Raw genomic sequence first — 15,547 nt, forward strand, 5'->3', positions numbered from 1 at the left:
GTCCGTATCACCGGCGTCTCGCCTCGGGTGTGGCAAACCATCGGTGTTCGGAGACCGAATAACGGGTTTCGAGCGAGAATTCTCGTTGGCCATGGCGGCACCCTTCTTCTGAACCGAACTCAGCGGGTCAATCGCCGACACAGCAGAAGGTTCCGAACTGCCAATGCCGATCGGGCGGGCGTCCAACGGATGCCGGGAATGAGACAGCTCTTGCCTCTGGAATTGCGACATCTCAGCCATGCGGCCGCATAACCACCTTGATGCAACCATCCTGCTTGTCTCGGAAGGTCTTGTAGAGGTCCGGCCCGGCTTCGAGCTCGGCTCTGTGGGTGATGACGAAAGACGGGTCGATCTCGCCATTCTGGACCTTGGCCAGAAGTGGTTCGAGATAGCGCTGGGTATGGGTTTGGCCCATTCGGAAGGTCAGCCCCTTGTTCATCGCGGCGCCGAACGGGATGTGATCGACCAGGCCGATATAGACGCCGGGAACCGAGATGGTGCCGCCCTTGCGGCAGCAATAGATCGCCTCTCGCAGCACATGCGGCCGATCGGTGCCGAGATAGACGGCGGCCTTCACCTTGTCGAGCATGGCGTCGGCGCTGGCGCCGGGGTCGGATTCAGTGCCGACGCAGTCGATGCAGCGATCCGGGCCGCGGCCGTCGGTCATCGCCATCAGTGCATCGTAGATATTGGAATTGCTGAAGTCGAGCGTCTCTGCTTTGCCGTGTTCACGCGCCATGGCCAGCCGCTCCGGCACCTTGTCGATGGCGATGACGCGGCCGGCGCCGAGCATCCACGCGCTCTGGATGGCGAATTGGCCAACCGGGCCGCAACCCCATATCGCGACCGTATCGCCCGGCTCGATGCCGGCGTTCTCTGCCGCCATGTAGCCGGTCGGGAAGATGTCGGAGAGAAACAGCACCTGTTCATCTTCCATTCCCTCCGGCACCTTGATCGGACCGACATCGGCGAACGGAACCCGCAGATATTCCGCTTGTCCGCCCCAATAGCCGCCGACAAGATGCGAATATCCGAAAAGGCCGGCCGGCGATTGACCCATCGCTTCGGCGGCCTGTTTTGCGTTGGGATTCGAGCGGTCGCAAAGCGAAAACAGCCCGTTCTGGCAAAACCAGCACTCGCCGCAGGAAATGTTGAACGGCACCACCACCCGGTCACCCTTCTTGAACTTCGAATGGCCCTGACCAACCTCCACCACTTCGCCCATCGTCTCGTGGCCAAGCACGTCGCCCGATTTCATCGTCGGCATGTAACCGTTCATCAGGTGGAGGTCGGAGCCGCATATGGCGCAGCAGGTAACCTTGATGATCACGTCGCGGTCATCCTCGATGACGGGATCGGCCACTTGGTCGCAGCGTATGTCGCCTTTGCCGTGCCATGTAAGGGCTTTCACGATGTTGCTCCTGAGTTTCGAGGGCGCGTTTCAACGCGCGTTTCTCGTGCGTGGCGCCGAAGATGCCGCCGGTCAGTCCTGGGACGCCGAGCCCGGCGCAGCCATCTCGCGGTGCTGTTCGGCCAGCGTACCCGCTGGCGTGACATGCGCAGCGGCGACCTGAAGCTTGTTCTTCCAGCCGCTGACCACCTGTTCTTCGCCAGTCATCATCGCTTCGTAGCCGGCCTTGGCAACGTCGGCCGGATTGTCCTTCTCGTCGGTGCCGACCTTGGTGTCCATCATCTCGGCGCGTTCGAAGAAGCGTGTCTGCGTGGCGCCGGGCATCAACACGGTCACCGTGACGCCGGTGTCCTGCAATTCGTGACGCAAGGCGATCGCGAAGGAATCGATGAATGCCTTGGTGCCGTTGTAGACGGCCTGGAAAGTCCCGGGCATGAAACCGGCGATCGACCCGGTGAAAAGAATGCGCCCGCGCCCGCGGCGAGCCATCTTGGCGCCGAGTTCATGCGCGAGACACACCGTTCCGGTGATATTGGTGTCGATGATGCGCCGGATCTTCCCCCAGTCCTGGTCGACGAAGCCATTGCCGAGCCCGCGTCCAGCGTTGAGAAACAGCAGGTCGATGTCACGCTCGCCGATTCGGGAGATCAGCCGATCCACGCCTTCGACGGTCGCGAGATCGGCCTCGACGGCTTCGACTGCGATATTATGTGAGCCGAGTGCCTCGGCGGCCTGCTGGATTGCCGGTTCATCAGCCGCAACGACGAGATCGTAGCCGTCCTTCGCGCAGAGTTTCGCAAGTTCCTTGCCTATGCCGCTCGAGGCGCCGGTGACCACTGCGAGTTTTGCATCCGTCATGATTTCCTCCGTCGTGCCGGCCGAACCAGCAGAGGAGATGATTGTTCCGTGGATCGGTATCGTCCGGTCGGCGCCCGCCGGGAGTCTGACTTCTGCTCTTGGCCGGGCGATGGATTTTCGGAATTCGGGCGGGAACAACGGGTTGGTCCCGCAGTTCGGCGCGTGCAGGAGGAACATGATGCAACATGCTGATAAGATCGCGCTCCGGCGTGTGAAAATGCTGGTCGAGCAATATGTGCTGACCAGGAGCAGGCGATATGATTTCGTGTCGACGGAGCTGGCTTGCAGGGCCATTCGTGAGGTGATGCGCAGCCCCATCGAAGATGCCGAACTGGATCGCATGTTGGCCAGAAGCGCGGCCAGGCAGGGGCTTTCGGTGCGATTCGACCGGATGGAAGCTTGGCAGGCTGCTTCGCCATCTCCCACCGAAGGAGTATCGATATGAGAGCCGTGTTGCTGATGCTGGCACTGGTTTGTCTGGCCGGGTGCAACAATCCCGATCCCGACAAATCCAAAGCGGATACGAACAGTCAGCCGGTCGACAAAAACCCCACAACCGACACGAACCCCACCCCACAAACCACCACCGGCGGAGATCAGCAAGGCACCCAACCGGCCCAGCCGGCATCCCCTAAGCCGGCTGGCGGCTAGCTACCGGCCTGGCCCACCAGACTGGGACCGCCATAGAGCAGTTCATCGTCTGCGGAAACGGCTAACCACTCTGTGTTGTTGTTTTTGCGCAATTCCTAAGGGAAAGCGCACCGCGCTTTTCCCCGGAAAGCCGTACACACTTTTCCTGGATTGCTTTAGTGGCGCGCCGAGCTTCTCGTTTTGGGTTCCCTGGCAACAATTCTGACGGGAACCGACTTTACGGCGGGGACGTGAGCCTTCTTGGCCCGGTGCCACAGAGGAACCAGGGGATTGAGTTCCGGATAATAACCGGCGCAGTTGCCTTCGGGCACGGAGTAGGGGGTGATGCGCAAACCTCGAACCCGCCGCTCCACGCCATCGTCGGCATGGGTTTCCAGATCGATTTCCTGCCCGGCGCTCAATCCGAACCGCTGAATGTCGGCCTCGTTCATCAACAGGACCATGCGTGTGCCGTGTATGCCGCGCAGTCTGTCATTGTACCCATAGACGGTGGTATTGAACTGGTCATTGGAGCGCACCGTTATGAGCGTCAGCACATTGTGACCCGAAACATCGATGTCCGGGTCTGTTTCAAGCGTCGTCGGCAGCTTGAAATTGGCTTTCTTGTTCGGCGTCTCCCAGACCCGTTTCGAGGCCTTGATATCGCGGTGAAAGCCTCCCGGCGTCAGGAACCGCTTGTTGAACTCACGAAAATGCTGCGGGTAACAACGCTCGATCTCATCGCGGATAAGGGAATAATCGGCGACCCATTTATCCCACGGGATCGAACTCACCCCCGATACGGTGGCCTTGGCCAGTTCCGCCACGATCTTCGGTTCGGAAAGCAGATGCGGTGAAGCCGGCGGACGCGAACCGAAGGAGCCGTGGATACAGGCGGTGGAGTCCTCCATCGAAACGGTCTGGTCGCCGCTCGCCTGATGGTCCCTTTCCAGCCGCGACAGGCAGGGCAGCAGATAGGTCACCGCCCCTGGCAGCAGATGGCTGCGGTTGAGCTTGGTGGCGACTTCGACATGCAGCCCAAGCCGACGCCATGCTTTCTCGATCAGGCCGGTTTCGGGAACGGCGCGAACGAAATTGCCGCCGAGTCCGATGAAGCCTTTCACCGAGCCGGCGATGACGCCCTCGCAGGCCTCGACCGTGTCGAGACCCTTCTCGCGTGGCGGCTCGAAATCATAGAACCGGGCGAACTTGTCGAGCGGAACGAGCTCGGGCTTTTCGGATATGCCGACAGTGCGCTGGCCCTGGACATTGGAATGGCCGCGCAGCGGTGAAATGCCGGCGCCGGGCTTTCCCATGTTGCCGCGCATGAGCAGCAGGTTGCATAGCATCTGGACGTTCTCGGTACCGTGCCGGTGCTGTGTCAAACCCATGCCGTAATTGCCGATCACCGCGTTGGAGCGGCTGTAGACCTCGGCAACATGTTCGAGATCCGCCTGCGCTATTCCCGAGCGCCTGACGACTTCGTCCCACCTGGCTGCCCGCAGGTAAGCCTCGAATTCGGCAAAACCATCCGTGTGCTCGGCAATGAAATCGACGTCGAGGACGCGCGGATTCCCGTGTTCCCGTGCCGCGTCGTCGAGCGCCAGCACCGCCTTGGCGATGCCGGTCATGGCGGCGATATCGCCGCCGCTGCGGACCTGGAAGAAGTCGCTGGACATCTTCGTGCCGGGCCCCGGCGACAGCATCTCAAGGGGATCTTGCGGATTCTTGAAGCGCTTCAGCCCCCTTTCCGGCAAGGGATTGAAGGTGAACACCGGCACCCCGCGTTGACGAGCCTCTTGCAGCGGATGCAGCAGCCGCGGCGCCGTCACCCCGGTGTTGTGGCCAAAAAAGAACATCATGTCGCACTGGGAGAAGTCCTCGAGCTGCAGGGTTCCAACCGGCGAGCCGATCGATTCGGGCAGCCCGACCGAGGTCGATTCGTGGCACATGTTGGAAGAATCGGGCAGGTTCGATGAGCCATAGATACGCGCAAAGAGCTGATACATGAACGAAGCCTCCAGCGAGGCCCGGCCGGATGTGTAGAAGACGACCGATTTCGGATCGAGCCGCCGGAGCTCCATCCCGATCTCGAGGAACGCGTCATCCCAGGAAACCGGTTCATAGCGGTCGGTTACGGCATTGTAGCGCAGGGGATCCGTAAGCCTGCCCTGTTTTTCGAGGTCACGATCCGGCCAGTCGAGCAGTTCGGTGACCGTATGTCGTGCGAAGAAATCGGGGCCGCAACGCAGCTTCGTCTGATCCCACATGGTCGCCTTCGCGCCATTTTCGCAGAACTCGAAGGGCCGCGGATCGGCCGGCTTGGCCCATGAACAGGAAACGCACATGTAGCCATCGGCCTTGTTCTGCTTGAGCAGCGTGCTCCATATGCCCGACATCAGCAGGCCTTCGCCGTATGCCTTGCGGACCAACGACCTCAGGGATCCCCATCCGCCGGTGGGATGGTTGTATTTTTTTGTTTCGATACGGTCGGTTACGGCAGGTTTCATCGAGATCGTCCTTGAAGAACCGATACCGAACCTCGCCCGTCACCGATTGTTCCCGCGGCTCCGTGCAGTATTGGCGTCGAATCTTGCGTGTCGAAGCCGACGCGACCGAGGAGCGATCGCGGCTGGTTGTGGAACTATTTTCGTGATCGGCTGTTCGGCTTGGGAAGGGAGCCTGGCAATGGTGCGACGCAATGCAGTGCTTTCGCTCGTGATAGCCGCCATCATCATCATCGGCTTCCTCATAGGATTTCTCTATGCCGACATGGGCTGGCATACCTCGCCACTGAAGCGGGCGCCTGAACAGAACCGGGGCGGTAACGCGCCGACGGATACTTCGCCAGCCGCGGGTGTCCGGAAAAATCCCCAGGAAAACACCGAAATGCCGGGGCAGCAGTAGCGACCTCGAACGGGATCCCGCGCGAAAGGATGTCATGCTGTCAGATCCTACCGTGCTGATCTTGATGTATTTTCTGCTGCCGGTCTGGTTGGCCGCCGGATTTGCCGACTGGCTCTGCCATCGCGCCTCTCACATCGAATCGACGACAGGCGCCAAGGAATCGTTGATCCACCTTCTGATGTTCGCCGAGGTCGGAATACCTTTGCTGGCCGCCATGTTTCTTGACGTGAATGCTCTCATCATTCTCGTCATGATCGTTACCTTCTTCGTCCACGAGGCGACAGCGATGTGGGACGTCAGCTACGCCACCACCGCCCGCACCGTCACGCCGATCGAGCAGCACGTTCACAGCTTCCTCGAGATGATCCCGCTGATGGGGCTGGTCAGCGTCATTTCCCTCCACTGGGGACAGTTCCTCGCCTTGTTCGGGGCAGGGACGGAAACCGCGCGCTTCGAACTTGTCTGGAAATCGCAGCAGCTGCCGGTGATCTACATTGCCTGCGTGATGGCCGTGATCCTGCTTTTCGAACTGCTTCCCTATCTGGAAGAGCTCGTCAGGGGATTGCGGGCCAACGCCGGGAAACTGATCCCGTCGAAGGCCAGGCGAGGAGATCCGGGCCAGACGACATGGCGTTGACACGGATCGCGCGGCAGCACCCCTCCAGCCGCCGGCGTCGGATATCCCGCCGGTCCGCAATGCCAGCATCCTTGTGCGGAACATTTCTGCCGGGCTGGCCATTGAGCGAGCGGGCATGGCAGCGATGGGGAGTGCGATGATGGGATTTCTATCCGACCTCGACAAGAAACTGACGGACAATGTCTACGAACATGGCAGCCAGCTCACCGATTCCGCCGCGGATCTCCCGCAGACGGTCGGCGAAATTGTCGAACGGCTGATGCCTTTCGTCCAACCTGAGGCGCGCGAGACGGTCAAGGCTCAGATTCTGGGCCTGATCCACGAGTACAAAGCCGAGCGCACCCGGAGCGCCGCCGAGCAGGATCATCCAGACTGAACTACCCGTTCTGGTCTATCGCGTGAGGCGCCGGCTGGCTGCCGCCCCCGCTGCCCGATGTATCGCGCCCGAACCATATCCAAGCCGCGACAAGCACAATCACCACGATGGCTATCCAGGCAATGAGACGGGGCATCGAGGGGTCCTTCCCTGCCAGTCGATCGTTCGGGCGGCGCGGCGATCAGGATGGAAGTCGAACCGCCCGACTCCTCGTTAATCCGATTGCCGATCCTTTGTTCCGCTCGAGCTGGTCCCCGTCGCTGCCGCTTGGCACCTGCCGCGGCCGACAGACTTGCACTCCGTGCTGGGCTCGATCGTGGCCTCGGTTGACGGGGAGGGCGGGCGCGCTAGATCAAAACTTACGCCGAACATGGTTTTCGTTGGTGGGGGAGGTCATTCGTGTGGCGGGTCCAACGCCGGATCTAATTCTTAGCGGTCGTCGCCTTGGCCGCAACAGCGCATGCCTGCTGTTGCTCATGGCCATGTCGACCGCGTGCTCGTCCTCGGACCAGATCGAACAGCAATCCCGAACTGCCGCCTCGACGGCGCAGACCGTATCAATGACGCTTGATGCCTGGGCGGCGGGAGCTGCCCCTTCCAAATATGCTTCGGGCACGCTGCAATCGGCCGGCACGACACTGGCCGATATCGACGCGAAGATCCGATCGGCCACTACGGCTGAACCTGCCGAGCAGGCTGCGTTGGCGGAGGCGGTCAAGGACCTGTCGATCGCGGTGAACCGCGCCCAGGCGGGAGTGCAAGCGGACCGCCGCCCGCAAGTGCAGGAGGCTCAGGAAGATATTCGGACGGCCACGCGCTCCCTGGCCGCCGCTTACTTCAGATATTTCGCGCCGAAGCCATGAAGAAGCTCCTGGAAATATCGCTGGGCATCGTCACCAGTGTTGGCGGCTTCCTGGAAGTCGGATCGATGGCGACGGCAGCCCAGGCAGGTGCGACCTTCGGGTTTCAGCTGATCTGGGCGGTGGTTCTCGGCACCATCTGCATCATTTTTCTGGTCGAGATGGCCGGCCGGTTTGCCGCCGTGAGCCATCACACGATCTCTGACGGGATCCGGGAACGATTTGGCTTCAACGTTTCGCTATGGCCATTGCTTGCCGCCCTGCTGGTCAATTTCATGGTGCTGTCCGCCGAGATCGGTGGTGTTGCCATCGCGCTCGAACTTGCCACCGGCATTGGCTTCCAATGGTGGGCTTTACCCGTGGCTTTGATGGCATGGCTGTTGCTGTGGAAAGGCACGTTCGGACTGATCGAGAAAGGCGTGTCGATACTCGGCCTCGTGACGCTGTGCTTCGTGGTCGCAGCGGTGATGCTGAAGCCCGATTGGACAGCTGTCGCGTCCGGCGCGGTGCCTACACTGCCGGCCCACGACGCGGCGAATTACTGGTACATGGCGGTCAGCATTCTTGGCGCTTCGATATCGCCTTACCTGTTCATGTTCTATTCCTCGGGGGCTATCGAGGACCAGTGGGACAGAAGCTATCTCGGAACCAATCGGGCCATCGCCGGACTGGGCATGGCGTTTGGCGGCACCATTTCGATCGGTGTCTTGATGGTGGCCGCGCTCGTGCTTGCAACGCACGGCATCGATCAGGTCGACGACTATCATCAATTACCATTGATGCTGATCCCGATATTCGGCTTCTGGGGCTTCGTCCTGTTCGTTGCCTCGCTCGCCATCGCTTGCTTCGGCGCCGCACTCGAGGTTGGGCTGCAACAGGCTTATCTCGTGGCGCAAGGGTTTGGATGGAACTGGGGCGAAAACCTCAAGCCACGCGACGATCCTGGCTTCAGTGCCGTCTACACGGTATCATTGTTTCTGGCCGCCATCCCCATCATGCTTGGCCTGGATCCGCTGAAGCTCACCATTTTTTCCATGGCGCTGACCGCCGCCAGCCTGCCGCTGACGGTAATTCCTTTCCTTTTTCTGCTGAACGACAAGCGCTATGTCGGCGAGCACCGCAACGGCATCGTCTCGAATGCCGCGGTGATCTTCATCATCGGGCTTGGTTTCGTGCTCGCCGTGGTGACCATTCCCCTGCAGATATTCGGAGGCACGTGATGGATTTGCTGCGCGACATCCTCGACAAGCAGATCGTCGACCGCGAGCAGGTCAAGATCGGCAAGATCGACGGGCTGGTGGCCGAGTTGCGGCCGAGCAGGCCGCCGAGGATCGTCGCGGTCGAACTCGGATCCGTCACCTTGGCGCGTCGCCTGGGCGCACGGCCAGGGCGTTGGATGACGCATCTCGCGGCAGCGTGGGGCGGCAAACGCCATCGCAAGCCGCACCGGATCGCCTGGAGGAAGGTCCAGGACATAGGCGTCGACATCCAGTTCGATATCGATGTGCGCGAAACCTCGATCTTCGCCTGGCAGGACTGGCTGCGCGACCATGTCATCGGACGCATTCCTGGAGCTTGATGATGTCCACCGTCAACCTCGAACATCTGGCCGGGCGACGCGTTCTCTCGCGGCAAGGCGAAAGCATCGGCTATATCGAGGAGATACGAGCCGAACCGGCCGGCAACGACTTCGTCGTTACCGAATACCATGTCGGTATCTACGCCGCTTTCGAGCGTCTCTCGGCCTCGACCATCGGTACGGCGGTGCTGGATTTCTTCCGGCTGCGCCGTCGCGACGGCCTGTACCGTATTCCCTGGGACAAGCTCGACATCTCCGATCCTGCACGGCCGCGGCTGCTGTGTTCGACAACGGAACTTTCCGGCATGAAGGGCGCCCCCGAAATTCATCCACGAGGGAGGCAGGATCGATGACGACCCAGGCGGACGGCCGCGCGAAAGTACTCGAACTCAGCCAAGGGTTGTCTGATGCTGTCTGCACTCAGGATGATGCGCCTTACCGCAGCAGGCTGGCTGCCAGGAACACCGCGGCCGCTATCAGCACGACGGCCGCAATCATCATTAGCGGCCAGTTGCTGCGGGGCTGCAGTTCGGGCTCGTTCTCCACCGGCCGCATCGCGTTGGCGAAGCTGGCATCGTTTTCGAATTTTGGCCGGAGAGAACGCTGCGGACCTGCTTCAGTGACCGGGTTCTGCGTGTCCGCCGCCTCGGCGTCGGTCTCGAACGGGGCAACTGCAGGATCGAATCCGGGCGTTTTGTCCCGTGTGGCTCCGGCCTGAACTTCTCCCCTGGCTGCGGCAGGTGTGGAATTTGAAATCTTGGCCATGAACTCTCCTCGGAACCCAATTCTGCAAGTTCGCTCGGTCGACAGATTGACGCTCATGGGTCGCATTTAAAATCAAATCTCGCAGCCGCCGATTTGTTCCGCGCCGCGGTCCCGATGTTGAAGGTCTCCTGGCCGGCTGTGGGGTCTGTCCGAAGGCGCTTGCAGCGCATCGCACGGCGCCGGAACAAAGCCCATCCTGGCTTGTTAGGGCGCATCGTAAGTTCGCGCATCGACAAGGACAAAGCCAATGAAAACGCGACACCTTCTTGCCTCGCTCGCCGCTGCTTCCATGCTTATCGCAATGCCTGCTTTGGCTGCTGCCGACAGCGCCCAGGATTTCGTCGACAAGGCCGCCGTCGGCGGCAAGTTCGAAGTCGACTCAAGCAAGATTGCCCAGGACAAGGCCCAGGATCAAAGCATCAAGAATTTCGCGCAGACGATGATCCGGGACCACGGCGCGGCCAACGCCAAGCTGGAAACAATTGCCGGCGAACAGAAGTTGAAGATGCCGACGGCGCTCGATGCGCAGCATCAGGCCGATCTGGATAAGCTCCAGAACGCACAGCCGCCAATCGATCCGGCCTATGTGGACATGCAGCGCAAGGCGCACGCCGATGCCGTCAATCTGTTTGAAAGCTACGCCCGCGACGGCGACAACGCGGCCCTCAAGGCGTTCGCCCAGCAGACGGTCGATACGTTGAAGATGCATCGGCAGATGATCGAAAAGATCGCCGCCGGCCAGGACTCCATCACGGGAGCGACAACGCCCGCTGTGAAAACCACGAACACGCCCAATGCCGCGGCCCTGGTGCCCGGCGCAAACAGTTTCACCGAGACCCAGGCAAAGAGCCGCATCGAGGATGCCGGCTATTCCAATGTGTCGAAGCTTGCCAAGGACGATCAAGGCATCTGGCGCGGCCAGGCGACCAAGTCAGGCCAAAGTGTCGCCGTCGGGCTCGACTATCAGGGCAACGTCGTCGCCGACAGCAAATGAGCACGATCAGGAGATATCAAAATGAAAACCGTAACTGCACTGTTCGACAACTATGACGACGCAGCCGACGCGGTCGGCGAACTGGAAGCGTCCGGAGTGCCACATTCCAATATCAGCATCATCGCCAACAACTCGGATGGCTGGTACGAGAGAGATCGTTCCGAAGCCGCTGAAGATGCCGCGAGCGGTGCAGGGATAGGGGCCGTGGTCGGTGGCGCCGGCGGTTTGCTGACAGGGTTGGGCGTCATGGCCGTTCCGGGCGTCGGACCTGTGGTTGCGGCCGGATGGCTTGCCGCTACCGCCACCGGAGCGGTTGCCGGCGCGGTGGCTGGTGGTGCGGCGGGCGGTATCATTGGCGCTCTGACGGATTCGGGCGTTTCCGAAAACGATGCAAATGTCTATGCGGAGGGCGTACGTCGTGGCGGTACGCTGGTGACGGCCAAGGTGGACGATGAGCTTGTTCCGGAAGCCGAGGACATTCTGGGTCAGTCCAGCTCGGTTGACGTGATGGAACGCCGCAGGGCATACGAGGCGGATGGCTGGACTGGCTTTGACGTCAACGCGGGCGACTATGCCCCTGAGCGCGACGGCGGCAGGGCAATAAACCGGCCCTGAAGAACAAGCCTGCCAGGGTGGCGGGGCACTTTGTAGCCAGGCCGGCGTGGGTGCCTCGCCCGAAATTTGATCTTCGGGACATGTACGAGGGATGTTTGGTCCGCTGATCGAGTTTGCTGTGGGCCACGGTAGCTACAATCAATCCTTGTCCTGATGATAGAGCCGATCGGTGGCTCGATCGCTTTCTCTGCGTTCTGCGGGACCGCGGCGACGTCGGGTGACAATGACGTAGGCCAGCAATACGAGCAGCAACAATGGCCCGCCGGCGACGACGATCAACCACATGACGCTTTCAAACATGGGACGTCTCCTTTCCCTCACAACCGGCAAGGAGAAGAACCGTTCCGCGCGTGGACGACGGCGCCCGGATCAACTGCCTTCAATTACCGGCCACGTTCGTAGGTTCCGACGAGTTCTGCCTGCTCCAGCAAATGTTTTTGCGCCTCCTGCCAGATACGCTCCACGCCCGTGCTTGCGGGGATAGCAAGGTTCGGCGCGTCGAGCGCCGCCAGCCGGAAGTGGTAGTGATGGACACCGTGGCCCGCAGGCGGTTCAGGGCCGTCGTAATAGGCGTTGCCGAAATCGTTCCGCGCTTGCCTGAGGGCCTGTGGACCCGGTCTGCCGCTTTCCGCTTCGGGCAACTCCTGCACCTCCGGCGAAATGTTGAACACCCCCCAATGGCCGAACATTCCGCTCGGCGCGTCGGGATCCTGGACGACAAGGACGAGGCTCTTTGTGCCGTCCGGTACCCCGGCCCACTTCAGAGGCGGAGATACGTTCTTGCCGTCACGAGTATAGGCTTCGGGGATCTCTCCGCCGTCGGCAAAGGCGGGGCTGCTGAGCGTCAGGGGCATGGTTCGCACTCCTTTGGGGAACATTCGATCGCATCACCGCCGCCTCGCAAAGCGTGCCGGAATTGTTTGCGGTCATCGAATTGCTTGCGAGCACGTTCCGGCGCGGCTAAGCGCGCTGCGGCTCGAAAGGATTCTAAGATCCCGTCATAAGCGGCTTGAGGACGAATATGGCCAAGAGGCCAATAAAAAACACGGCGGCGATCACGACACCCCAGGTGATGAGCTTTCCGGTACCGCGTTGCTCTTCCTCGCGAGACAGGTCTTCCGGCATTGCGCGGATCCTCCTGTAAGGTTCGATGATTTTAACAACCTGTTTTGTCGAGGTCCCGGCAGCCAAATCCAGAGCAGGACCCGCAGTTCAACTCGAACACACCCCGCTCTGGACAGGAAGGCTGCCGGGCGCTTAGCGCCGGGCTGCCCCGCGGCTAAGCGGCTTTCTCAAGAGCGCGCTCATTGACCCCGCCTTCGCCTAAGCCTGTAAGCGCTTCATCGGTTGCCACTTCCTCTTTGAGCGTCTCGTTGAGGAGCTTGACCGCGTCGCTCTTGCCAAGCTGTTCAGCCCACGCGATCAACGTGCCGTAGCGTGCGATTTCATAGTGCTCGACCGCCTGTGCCGCTCCGACCAGTCCTGCATCCAATGCTGGGTCGCCCTTATAGTCGTCGAGAATCTCCGACCCCTCTTCGAGAATGCCGTCGATTGCCGGACAGGTCTTGCCGCGGGCTGGCTTGTCCATCAGGTCGAACACCTGTTCGAGGCGGTCGACCTGGCCTTCGGTTTCCACGCGATGTTTCTCGAACGCCGCCGCGACCTCCTCGGACTCGGCACCCTTGGCCATCTTGGGCAGCGCCTTTAGTATTTTCTTTTCGGCGTAATAAATATCCTTCAGCCCGTCGAGGAACAGGGCTTCCAGCCCTTTCGTCGCCGCCTTCTTCGCAGTCGCCATGTTTTCGTCTCCCTAAGGTTGTCATGAAAGCTCCACCACCGGTGTAGCTTTCCATAACCTTGAACACGGGCCGTTGTTCCCGCCGGATCGAGACAAAGACAAGGACGGCCGTATCTCACACGATCGCACTGTCCCAGCCGCCATAGTGCGCATCGCTTGAGGCTGGCTGCGGTCCAGCTACCTGTCACCAGCCGGCTGGAGAGAGCGCGCAGCGGGTTTTCGATCTTCTAGCTTTGGCCCGCACGCGTGCTGGCGGCCTTCTGCGCTGCTTTCTTTCTTCCGGCAGCACCCTTGGTGTGGACCGCCTTGCGTGCGGCGGCGGACCGGCCGGCAGCGCCCTTCGTCTCCGACGCTTTCTTGGCTGCGGCCGAGCGCTCCTCATCCGTCCGGCGCGACGCCGCCTGTTTGGTCTGTCTTGAGAGCGCCTCATGGGATGCCGTGCTCTTGGGTTCGTGCTTGAGAACCTCGGAAACGGCCTTCGAGACCTTGGGGCGGCGTTTTGGCTTGCGTTCGCCCTGGCCAACTTCATAGGCGTATTCGGCGCTCTTGCGGGTGCTCTCCTTGACGCTTCGTTTCTTGGGCGGAGGCAGGTCGACGCCTGCGCGGCGCGCCTCCGAAAGGCCGATGGCGATCGCCTGCTTGGTCGAGCGCGCACCGTGCTTGCCGCGACGGACCTTCTCGATCTCCTCATGCACGAATTCGCCGGCCTGCGTGGTGGGCGATTTGCCTTCGCGCTTGTCTTTTTTCGCTTTCTCGATGGTTCTCTTATCCGGCATCGCTTTCTCCTTGTTGGATGCAGCGAGACTGGTGGCGGTGCGACGTCGCGACCTCCAGAAAACCCAACGCATCGATGGCGCGAATGATCCGGAGGAAAAGAGACTTTCTCCGGCGAGGATCTACGGGCCGGCCGGACGCCACGAGAGCGCCGACGTCGTCGCGAGACAGAGCGCTGCGAATACAATCGCAGTATTTGCCGCATGAGAATATTCCCATTGCTGCCTGAGCGCTTCCCAGTTTGCAGGAACTGTCGTCCAGTTCTGCGTCGCCTGGTTGGCGGGGAGCGTCCAGACAACGAAGATCGCAAGCATGATCGCGAAACACAGCGCCGCAAGCAGGGCGAGCCAAAACGGCCAAGCCTGTGCGCGCACGGAGATCGCCAGCAGTGCATTCACGATCAGCGCGGCAGGCCAGAGCAACCCGAGAATCGCCCATCCGTAATAGATGCCTTGGACGGTGAAATATTCCGGCTGCGGCAGAGATATCTTGTTGGGAAGAGCGGCGAGATGGGCCCCTGCCGGGATGAGCGCGAGGGCCGAAATGACAATGGCGAGAAATTGCAGAACCCTGACTGTCATGGAAGCTTCTCCGCGGAATGATTTTTAACGCGCCGACGACCCAATCGATCTGGCTCTCTGATGAGGCGTTGGCGCCGGCGTCACGCGGGCAGTTGGCGCAGGAACCATTGGATCGCGAGGTCCGCCACTTCTTCCATCGCGCCGGGCTCCTCGAACAGGTGCGTCGCAGCCGGAACGATGGCCAGCTCCTTTTCACACCGCAGCGCCGCGAACGCCGAACGGTTGAGCGCAATCACCTGCGTGTCTGCGCCGCCGACCACGAGCAGCGTTGGTGCCCGGACGCGGGGCAGGGCAGGTGCCGCAAGATCCGGACGCCCGCCGCGCGAGACGACGGCGGCCGCTCGATCCGGGCGCTCTGCCGCAGCCATCAGCGCCGCGGCAGCCCCTGTGCTCGCGCCGAAATAACCGACGCGCAGCGCCGACGTTTCCTCGGACATGTGCAGCCAGTCGGTAACCTGAACCAGTCGATCGGCGAGCAAGCGGATGTCGAACCGCAACTCGGCGGTAATCTGGTCGATACGCTCCTCTTCGGTCGTCAACAGGTCGATGAGCAACGTGGCGAGTTCCGCCTCGTTCAACCGTCCGGCCACATAGCGGTTGCGCGGGCTGTGCCGGCTGCTGCCGCTGCCGTGAGCGAAGAGGACGAGCCCACGGGCTTCCTGCGGCAGCGACAGGTTGCCCGCGAGCATTGCGCCGCCGGCGGGAACCTGCACGGCCTTCTCGTTTGTCTTGAGGACTGAGACCATGGCGATCTCCATCTCA

The 15,547-nt window shown here is 61.3% G+C and carries 20 protein-coding genes; 9 read left to right on the forward strand and 11 right to left on the reverse strand.

Translation table 11 applies throughout. From position 1 onward, the window contains the following. Window positions 1-232: 232 nt before the first annotated feature. The 3 genes from FJ942_RS00305 to FJ942_RS00325 all read right to left on the reverse strand — a co-directional run bounded on the left by FJ942_RS00305 (window position 233) and on the right by FJ942_RS00325 (window position 5,409). A complete protein-coding gene (locus FJ942_RS00305) occupies window positions 233-1,411 on the reverse strand; it encodes a zinc-dependent alcohol dehydrogenase (protein ID WP_140497428.1) in 1,179 nt (392 codons plus the stop codon). Window positions 1,412-1,483: 72 nt separating this feature from the next. Beyond that, complete coding sequence (locus FJ942_RS00310) at window positions 1,484-2,269, reverse strand: SDR family NAD(P)-dependent oxidoreductase (protein WP_140729454.1); 786 nt, start codon at window positions 2,267-2,269, stop codon at window positions 1,484-1,486. A gap of 806 nt (window positions 2,270-3,075) precedes the next feature. Next, window positions 3,076-5,409, reverse strand: coding sequence for an FdhF/YdeP family oxidoreductase (locus FJ942_RS00325; RefSeq protein ID WP_140897059.1), 2,334 nt, complete (start codon window positions 5,407-5,409; stop codon window positions 3,076-3,078). Between the two features lie 142 nt (window positions 5,410-5,551). On the opposite strand from FJ942_RS00325, the gene FJ942_RS00330 reads away from it, so the two are divergent. The 7 genes from FJ942_RS00330 (at window position 5,552) to FJ942_RS00360 (ending at window position 9,611) form a co-directional block, all read left to right on the forward strand. After that, on the forward strand, window positions 5,552-5,806 hold the full coding sequence (locus tag FJ942_RS00330; protein ID WP_246675619.1) for a hypothetical protein: 255 nt from the start codon (window positions 5,552-5,554) through the stop codon (window positions 5,804-5,806). A gap of 34 nt (window positions 5,807-5,840) precedes the next feature. Next, window positions 5,841-6,443, forward strand: a complete 603-nt coding sequence (locus tag FJ942_RS00335; RefSeq protein WP_140515214.1) for a diguanylate cyclase — start codon at window positions 5,841-5,843, stop codon at window positions 6,441-6,443. Window positions 6,444-6,582: 139 nt separating this feature from the next. Further along, window positions 6,583-6,819 (forward strand): hypothetical protein, encoded by a 237-nt coding sequence (locus FJ942_RS00340; RefSeq protein ID WP_140497440.1) that lies wholly within the window; start codon window positions 6,583-6,585, stop codon window positions 6,817-6,819. Between the two features lie 476 nt (window positions 6,820-7,295). Further along, window positions 7,296-7,682 (forward strand): hypothetical protein, encoded by a 387-nt coding sequence (locus FJ942_RS00345; protein WP_224647132.1) that lies wholly within the window; start codon window positions 7,296-7,298, stop codon window positions 7,680-7,682. Further along, the gene (locus FJ942_RS00350) at window positions 7,679-8,899 is read left to right on the forward strand and encodes an Nramp family divalent metal transporter (protein WP_140497442.1); all 1,221 of its coding nucleotides are present in this window, start codon (window positions 7,679-7,681) and stop codon (window positions 8,897-8,899) included. The genes FJ942_RS00345 and FJ942_RS00350 overlap by 4 nt, the downstream gene beginning before the upstream one ends. After that, window positions 8,899-9,258 carry a hypothetical protein gene (locus tag FJ942_RS00355; RefSeq protein WP_140897060.1) on the forward strand — a complete coding sequence of 120 codons (360 nt, stop codon included), beginning with the start codon at window positions 8,899-8,901 and terminating at the stop codon, window positions 9,256-9,258. The genes FJ942_RS00350 and FJ942_RS00355 overlap by 1 nt, the downstream gene beginning before the upstream one ends. A gap of 2 nt (window positions 9,259-9,260) precedes the next feature. Continuing rightward, window positions 9,261-9,611, forward strand: coding sequence for a hypothetical protein (locus FJ942_RS00360; RefSeq protein WP_140685196.1), 351 nt, complete (start codon window positions 9,261-9,263; stop codon window positions 9,609-9,611). Between the two features lie 82 nt (window positions 9,612-9,693). Here FJ942_RS00360 and FJ942_RS00365 read toward each other — a convergent pair whose 3' ends face one another. Further along, window positions 9,694-10,023, reverse strand: coding sequence for a hypothetical protein (locus tag FJ942_RS00365; protein WP_140515219.1), 330 nt, complete (start codon window positions 10,021-10,023; stop codon window positions 9,694-9,696). Between the two features lie 247 nt (window positions 10,024-10,270). Between FJ942_RS00365 and FJ942_RS00370 the strand changes: the two genes are divergently transcribed. Both FJ942_RS00370 and FJ942_RS00375 read left to right on the forward strand, forming a co-directional pair. Beyond that, window positions 10,271-11,017, forward strand: coding sequence for a DUF4142 domain-containing protein (locus FJ942_RS00370; RefSeq protein ID WP_140685197.1), 747 nt, complete (start codon window positions 10,271-10,273; stop codon window positions 11,015-11,017). 21 nt (window positions 11,018-11,038) lie between these two features. Continuing rightward, a complete protein-coding gene (locus FJ942_RS00375; protein ID WP_140628925.1) occupies window positions 11,039-11,632 on the forward strand; it encodes a general stress protein in 594 nt (197 codons plus the stop codon). 138 nt (window positions 11,633-11,770) lie between these two features. On the opposite strand, the gene FJ942_RS00380 is transcribed toward FJ942_RS00375, so the two are convergent. The 7 genes from FJ942_RS00380 to FJ942_RS00405 all read right to left on the reverse strand — a co-directional run bounded on the left by FJ942_RS00380 (window position 11,771) and on the right by FJ942_RS00405 (window position 15,531). Next, a complete protein-coding gene (locus tag FJ942_RS00380; protein ID WP_140497454.1) occupies window positions 11,771-11,932 on the reverse strand; it encodes a hypothetical protein in 162 nt (53 codons plus the stop codon). Window positions 11,933-12,015: 83 nt separating this feature from the next. Further along, window positions 12,016-12,486, reverse strand: coding sequence for a YbhB/YbcL family Raf kinase inhibitor-like protein (locus tag FJ942_RS00385; protein ID WP_140897061.1), 471 nt, complete (start codon window positions 12,484-12,486; stop codon window positions 12,016-12,018). Window positions 12,487-12,619: 133 nt separating this feature from the next. Then, window positions 12,620-12,757, reverse strand: a complete 138-nt coding sequence (locus tag FJ942_RS28395; protein ID WP_181167175.1) for a hypothetical protein — start codon at window positions 12,755-12,757, stop codon at window positions 12,620-12,622. A 154-nt stretch (window positions 12,758-12,911) separates the two neighbouring features. Further along, a complete protein-coding gene (locus FJ942_RS00390) occupies window positions 12,912-13,430 on the reverse strand; it encodes a ferritin-like domain-containing protein (protein ID WP_140497458.1) in 519 nt (172 codons plus the stop codon). A 227-nt stretch (window positions 13,431-13,657) separates the two neighbouring features. After that, window positions 13,658-14,206 carry a DUF6496 domain-containing protein gene (locus FJ942_RS00395; protein ID WP_140561660.1) on the reverse strand — a complete coding sequence of 183 codons (549 nt, stop codon included), beginning with the start codon at window positions 14,204-14,206 and terminating at the stop codon, window positions 13,658-13,660. 120 nt (window positions 14,207-14,326) lie between these two features. After that, on the reverse strand, window positions 14,327-14,785 hold the full coding sequence (locus tag FJ942_RS00400) for a DUF1772 domain-containing protein (protein ID WP_140896929.1): 459 nt from the start codon (window positions 14,783-14,785) through the stop codon (window positions 14,327-14,329). 80 nt (window positions 14,786-14,865) lie between these two features. Next, on the reverse strand, window positions 14,866-15,531 hold the full coding sequence (locus FJ942_RS00405; RefSeq protein WP_140515223.1) for a dienelactone hydrolase family protein: 666 nt from the start codon (window positions 15,529-15,531) through the stop codon (window positions 14,866-14,868). Between the last annotated feature and the right edge of the window lie 16 nt (window positions 15,532-15,547).

Origin of the sequence: Mesorhizobium sp. B2-4-2 (assembly GCF_006442845.1) — a bacterium.
Lineage (GTDB): Bacteria > Pseudomonadota > Alphaproteobacteria > Rhizobiales > Rhizobiaceae > Mesorhizobium.

Bases quoted from the DNA above. Each gene is read 5' to 3' on its own strand.
- FJ942_RS00365 (WP_140515219.1), bottom strand. From the start codon at position 10,023: ATGGCCAAGATTTCAAATTCCACACCTGCCGCAGCCAGGGGAGAAGTT.
- FJ942_RS00360 (WP_140685196.1), top strand. From the start codon at position 9,261: ATGTCCACCGTCAACCTCGAACATCTGGCCGGGCGACGCGTTCTCTCG.
- FJ942_RS00355 (WP_140897060.1), top strand. From the start codon at position 8,899: ATGGATTTGCTGCGCGACATCCTCGACAAGCAGATCGTCGACCGCGAG.
- FJ942_RS00400 (WP_140896929.1), bottom strand. From the start codon at position 14,785: ATGACAGTCAGGGTTCTGCAATTTCTCGCCATTGTCATTTCGGCCCTC.
- FJ942_RS00310 (WP_140729454.1), bottom strand. From the start codon at position 2,269: ATGACGGATGCAAAACTCGCAGTGGTCACCGGCGCCTCGAGCGGCATA.
- FJ942_RS28395 (WP_181167175.1), bottom strand. From the start codon at position 12,757: ATGCCGGAAGACCTGTCTCGCGAGGAAGAGCAACGCGGTACCGGAAAG.
- FJ942_RS00350 (WP_140497442.1), top strand. From the start codon at position 7,679: ATGAAGAAGCTCCTGGAAATATCGCTGGGCATCGTCACCAGTGTTGGC.
- FJ942_RS00370 (WP_140685197.1), top strand. From the start codon at position 10,271: ATGAAAACGCGACACCTTCTTGCCTCGCTCGCCGCTGCTTCCATGCTT.
- FJ942_RS00325 (WP_140897059.1), bottom strand. From the start codon at position 5,409: ATGAAACCTGCCGTAACCGACCGTATCGAAACAAAAAAATACAACCAT.
- FJ942_RS00345 (WP_224647132.1), top strand. From the start codon at position 7,296: ATGGCCATGTCGACCGCGTGCTCGTCCTCGGACCAGATCGAACAGCAA.
- FJ942_RS00340 (WP_140497440.1), top strand. From the start codon at position 6,583: ATGGGATTTCTATCCGACCTCGACAAGAAACTGACGGACAATGTCTAC.
- FJ942_RS00385 (WP_140897061.1), bottom strand. From the start codon at position 12,486: ATGCCCCTGACGCTCAGCAGCCCCGCCTTTGCCGACGGCGGAGAGATC.
- FJ942_RS00405 (WP_140515223.1), bottom strand. From the start codon at position 15,531: ATGGTCTCAGTCCTCAAGACAAACGAGAAGGCCGTGCAGGTTCCCGCC.
- FJ942_RS00390 (WP_140497458.1), bottom strand. From the start codon at position 13,430: ATGGCGACTGCGAAGAAGGCGGCGACGAAAGGGCTGGAAGCCCTGTTC.
- FJ942_RS00335 (WP_140515214.1), top strand. From the start codon at position 5,841: ATGCTGTCAGATCCTACCGTGCTGATCTTGATGTATTTTCTGCTGCCG.
- FJ942_RS00395 (WP_140561660.1), bottom strand. From the start codon at position 14,206: ATGCCGGATAAGAGAACCATCGAGAAAGCGAAAAAAGACAAGCGCGAA.
- FJ942_RS00380 (WP_140497454.1), bottom strand. From the start codon at position 11,932: ATGTTTGAAAGCGTCATGTGGTTGATCGTCGTCGCCGGCGGGCCATTG.
- FJ942_RS00375 (WP_140628925.1), top strand. From the start codon at position 11,039: ATGAAAACCGTAACTGCACTGTTCGACAACTATGACGACGCAGCCGAC.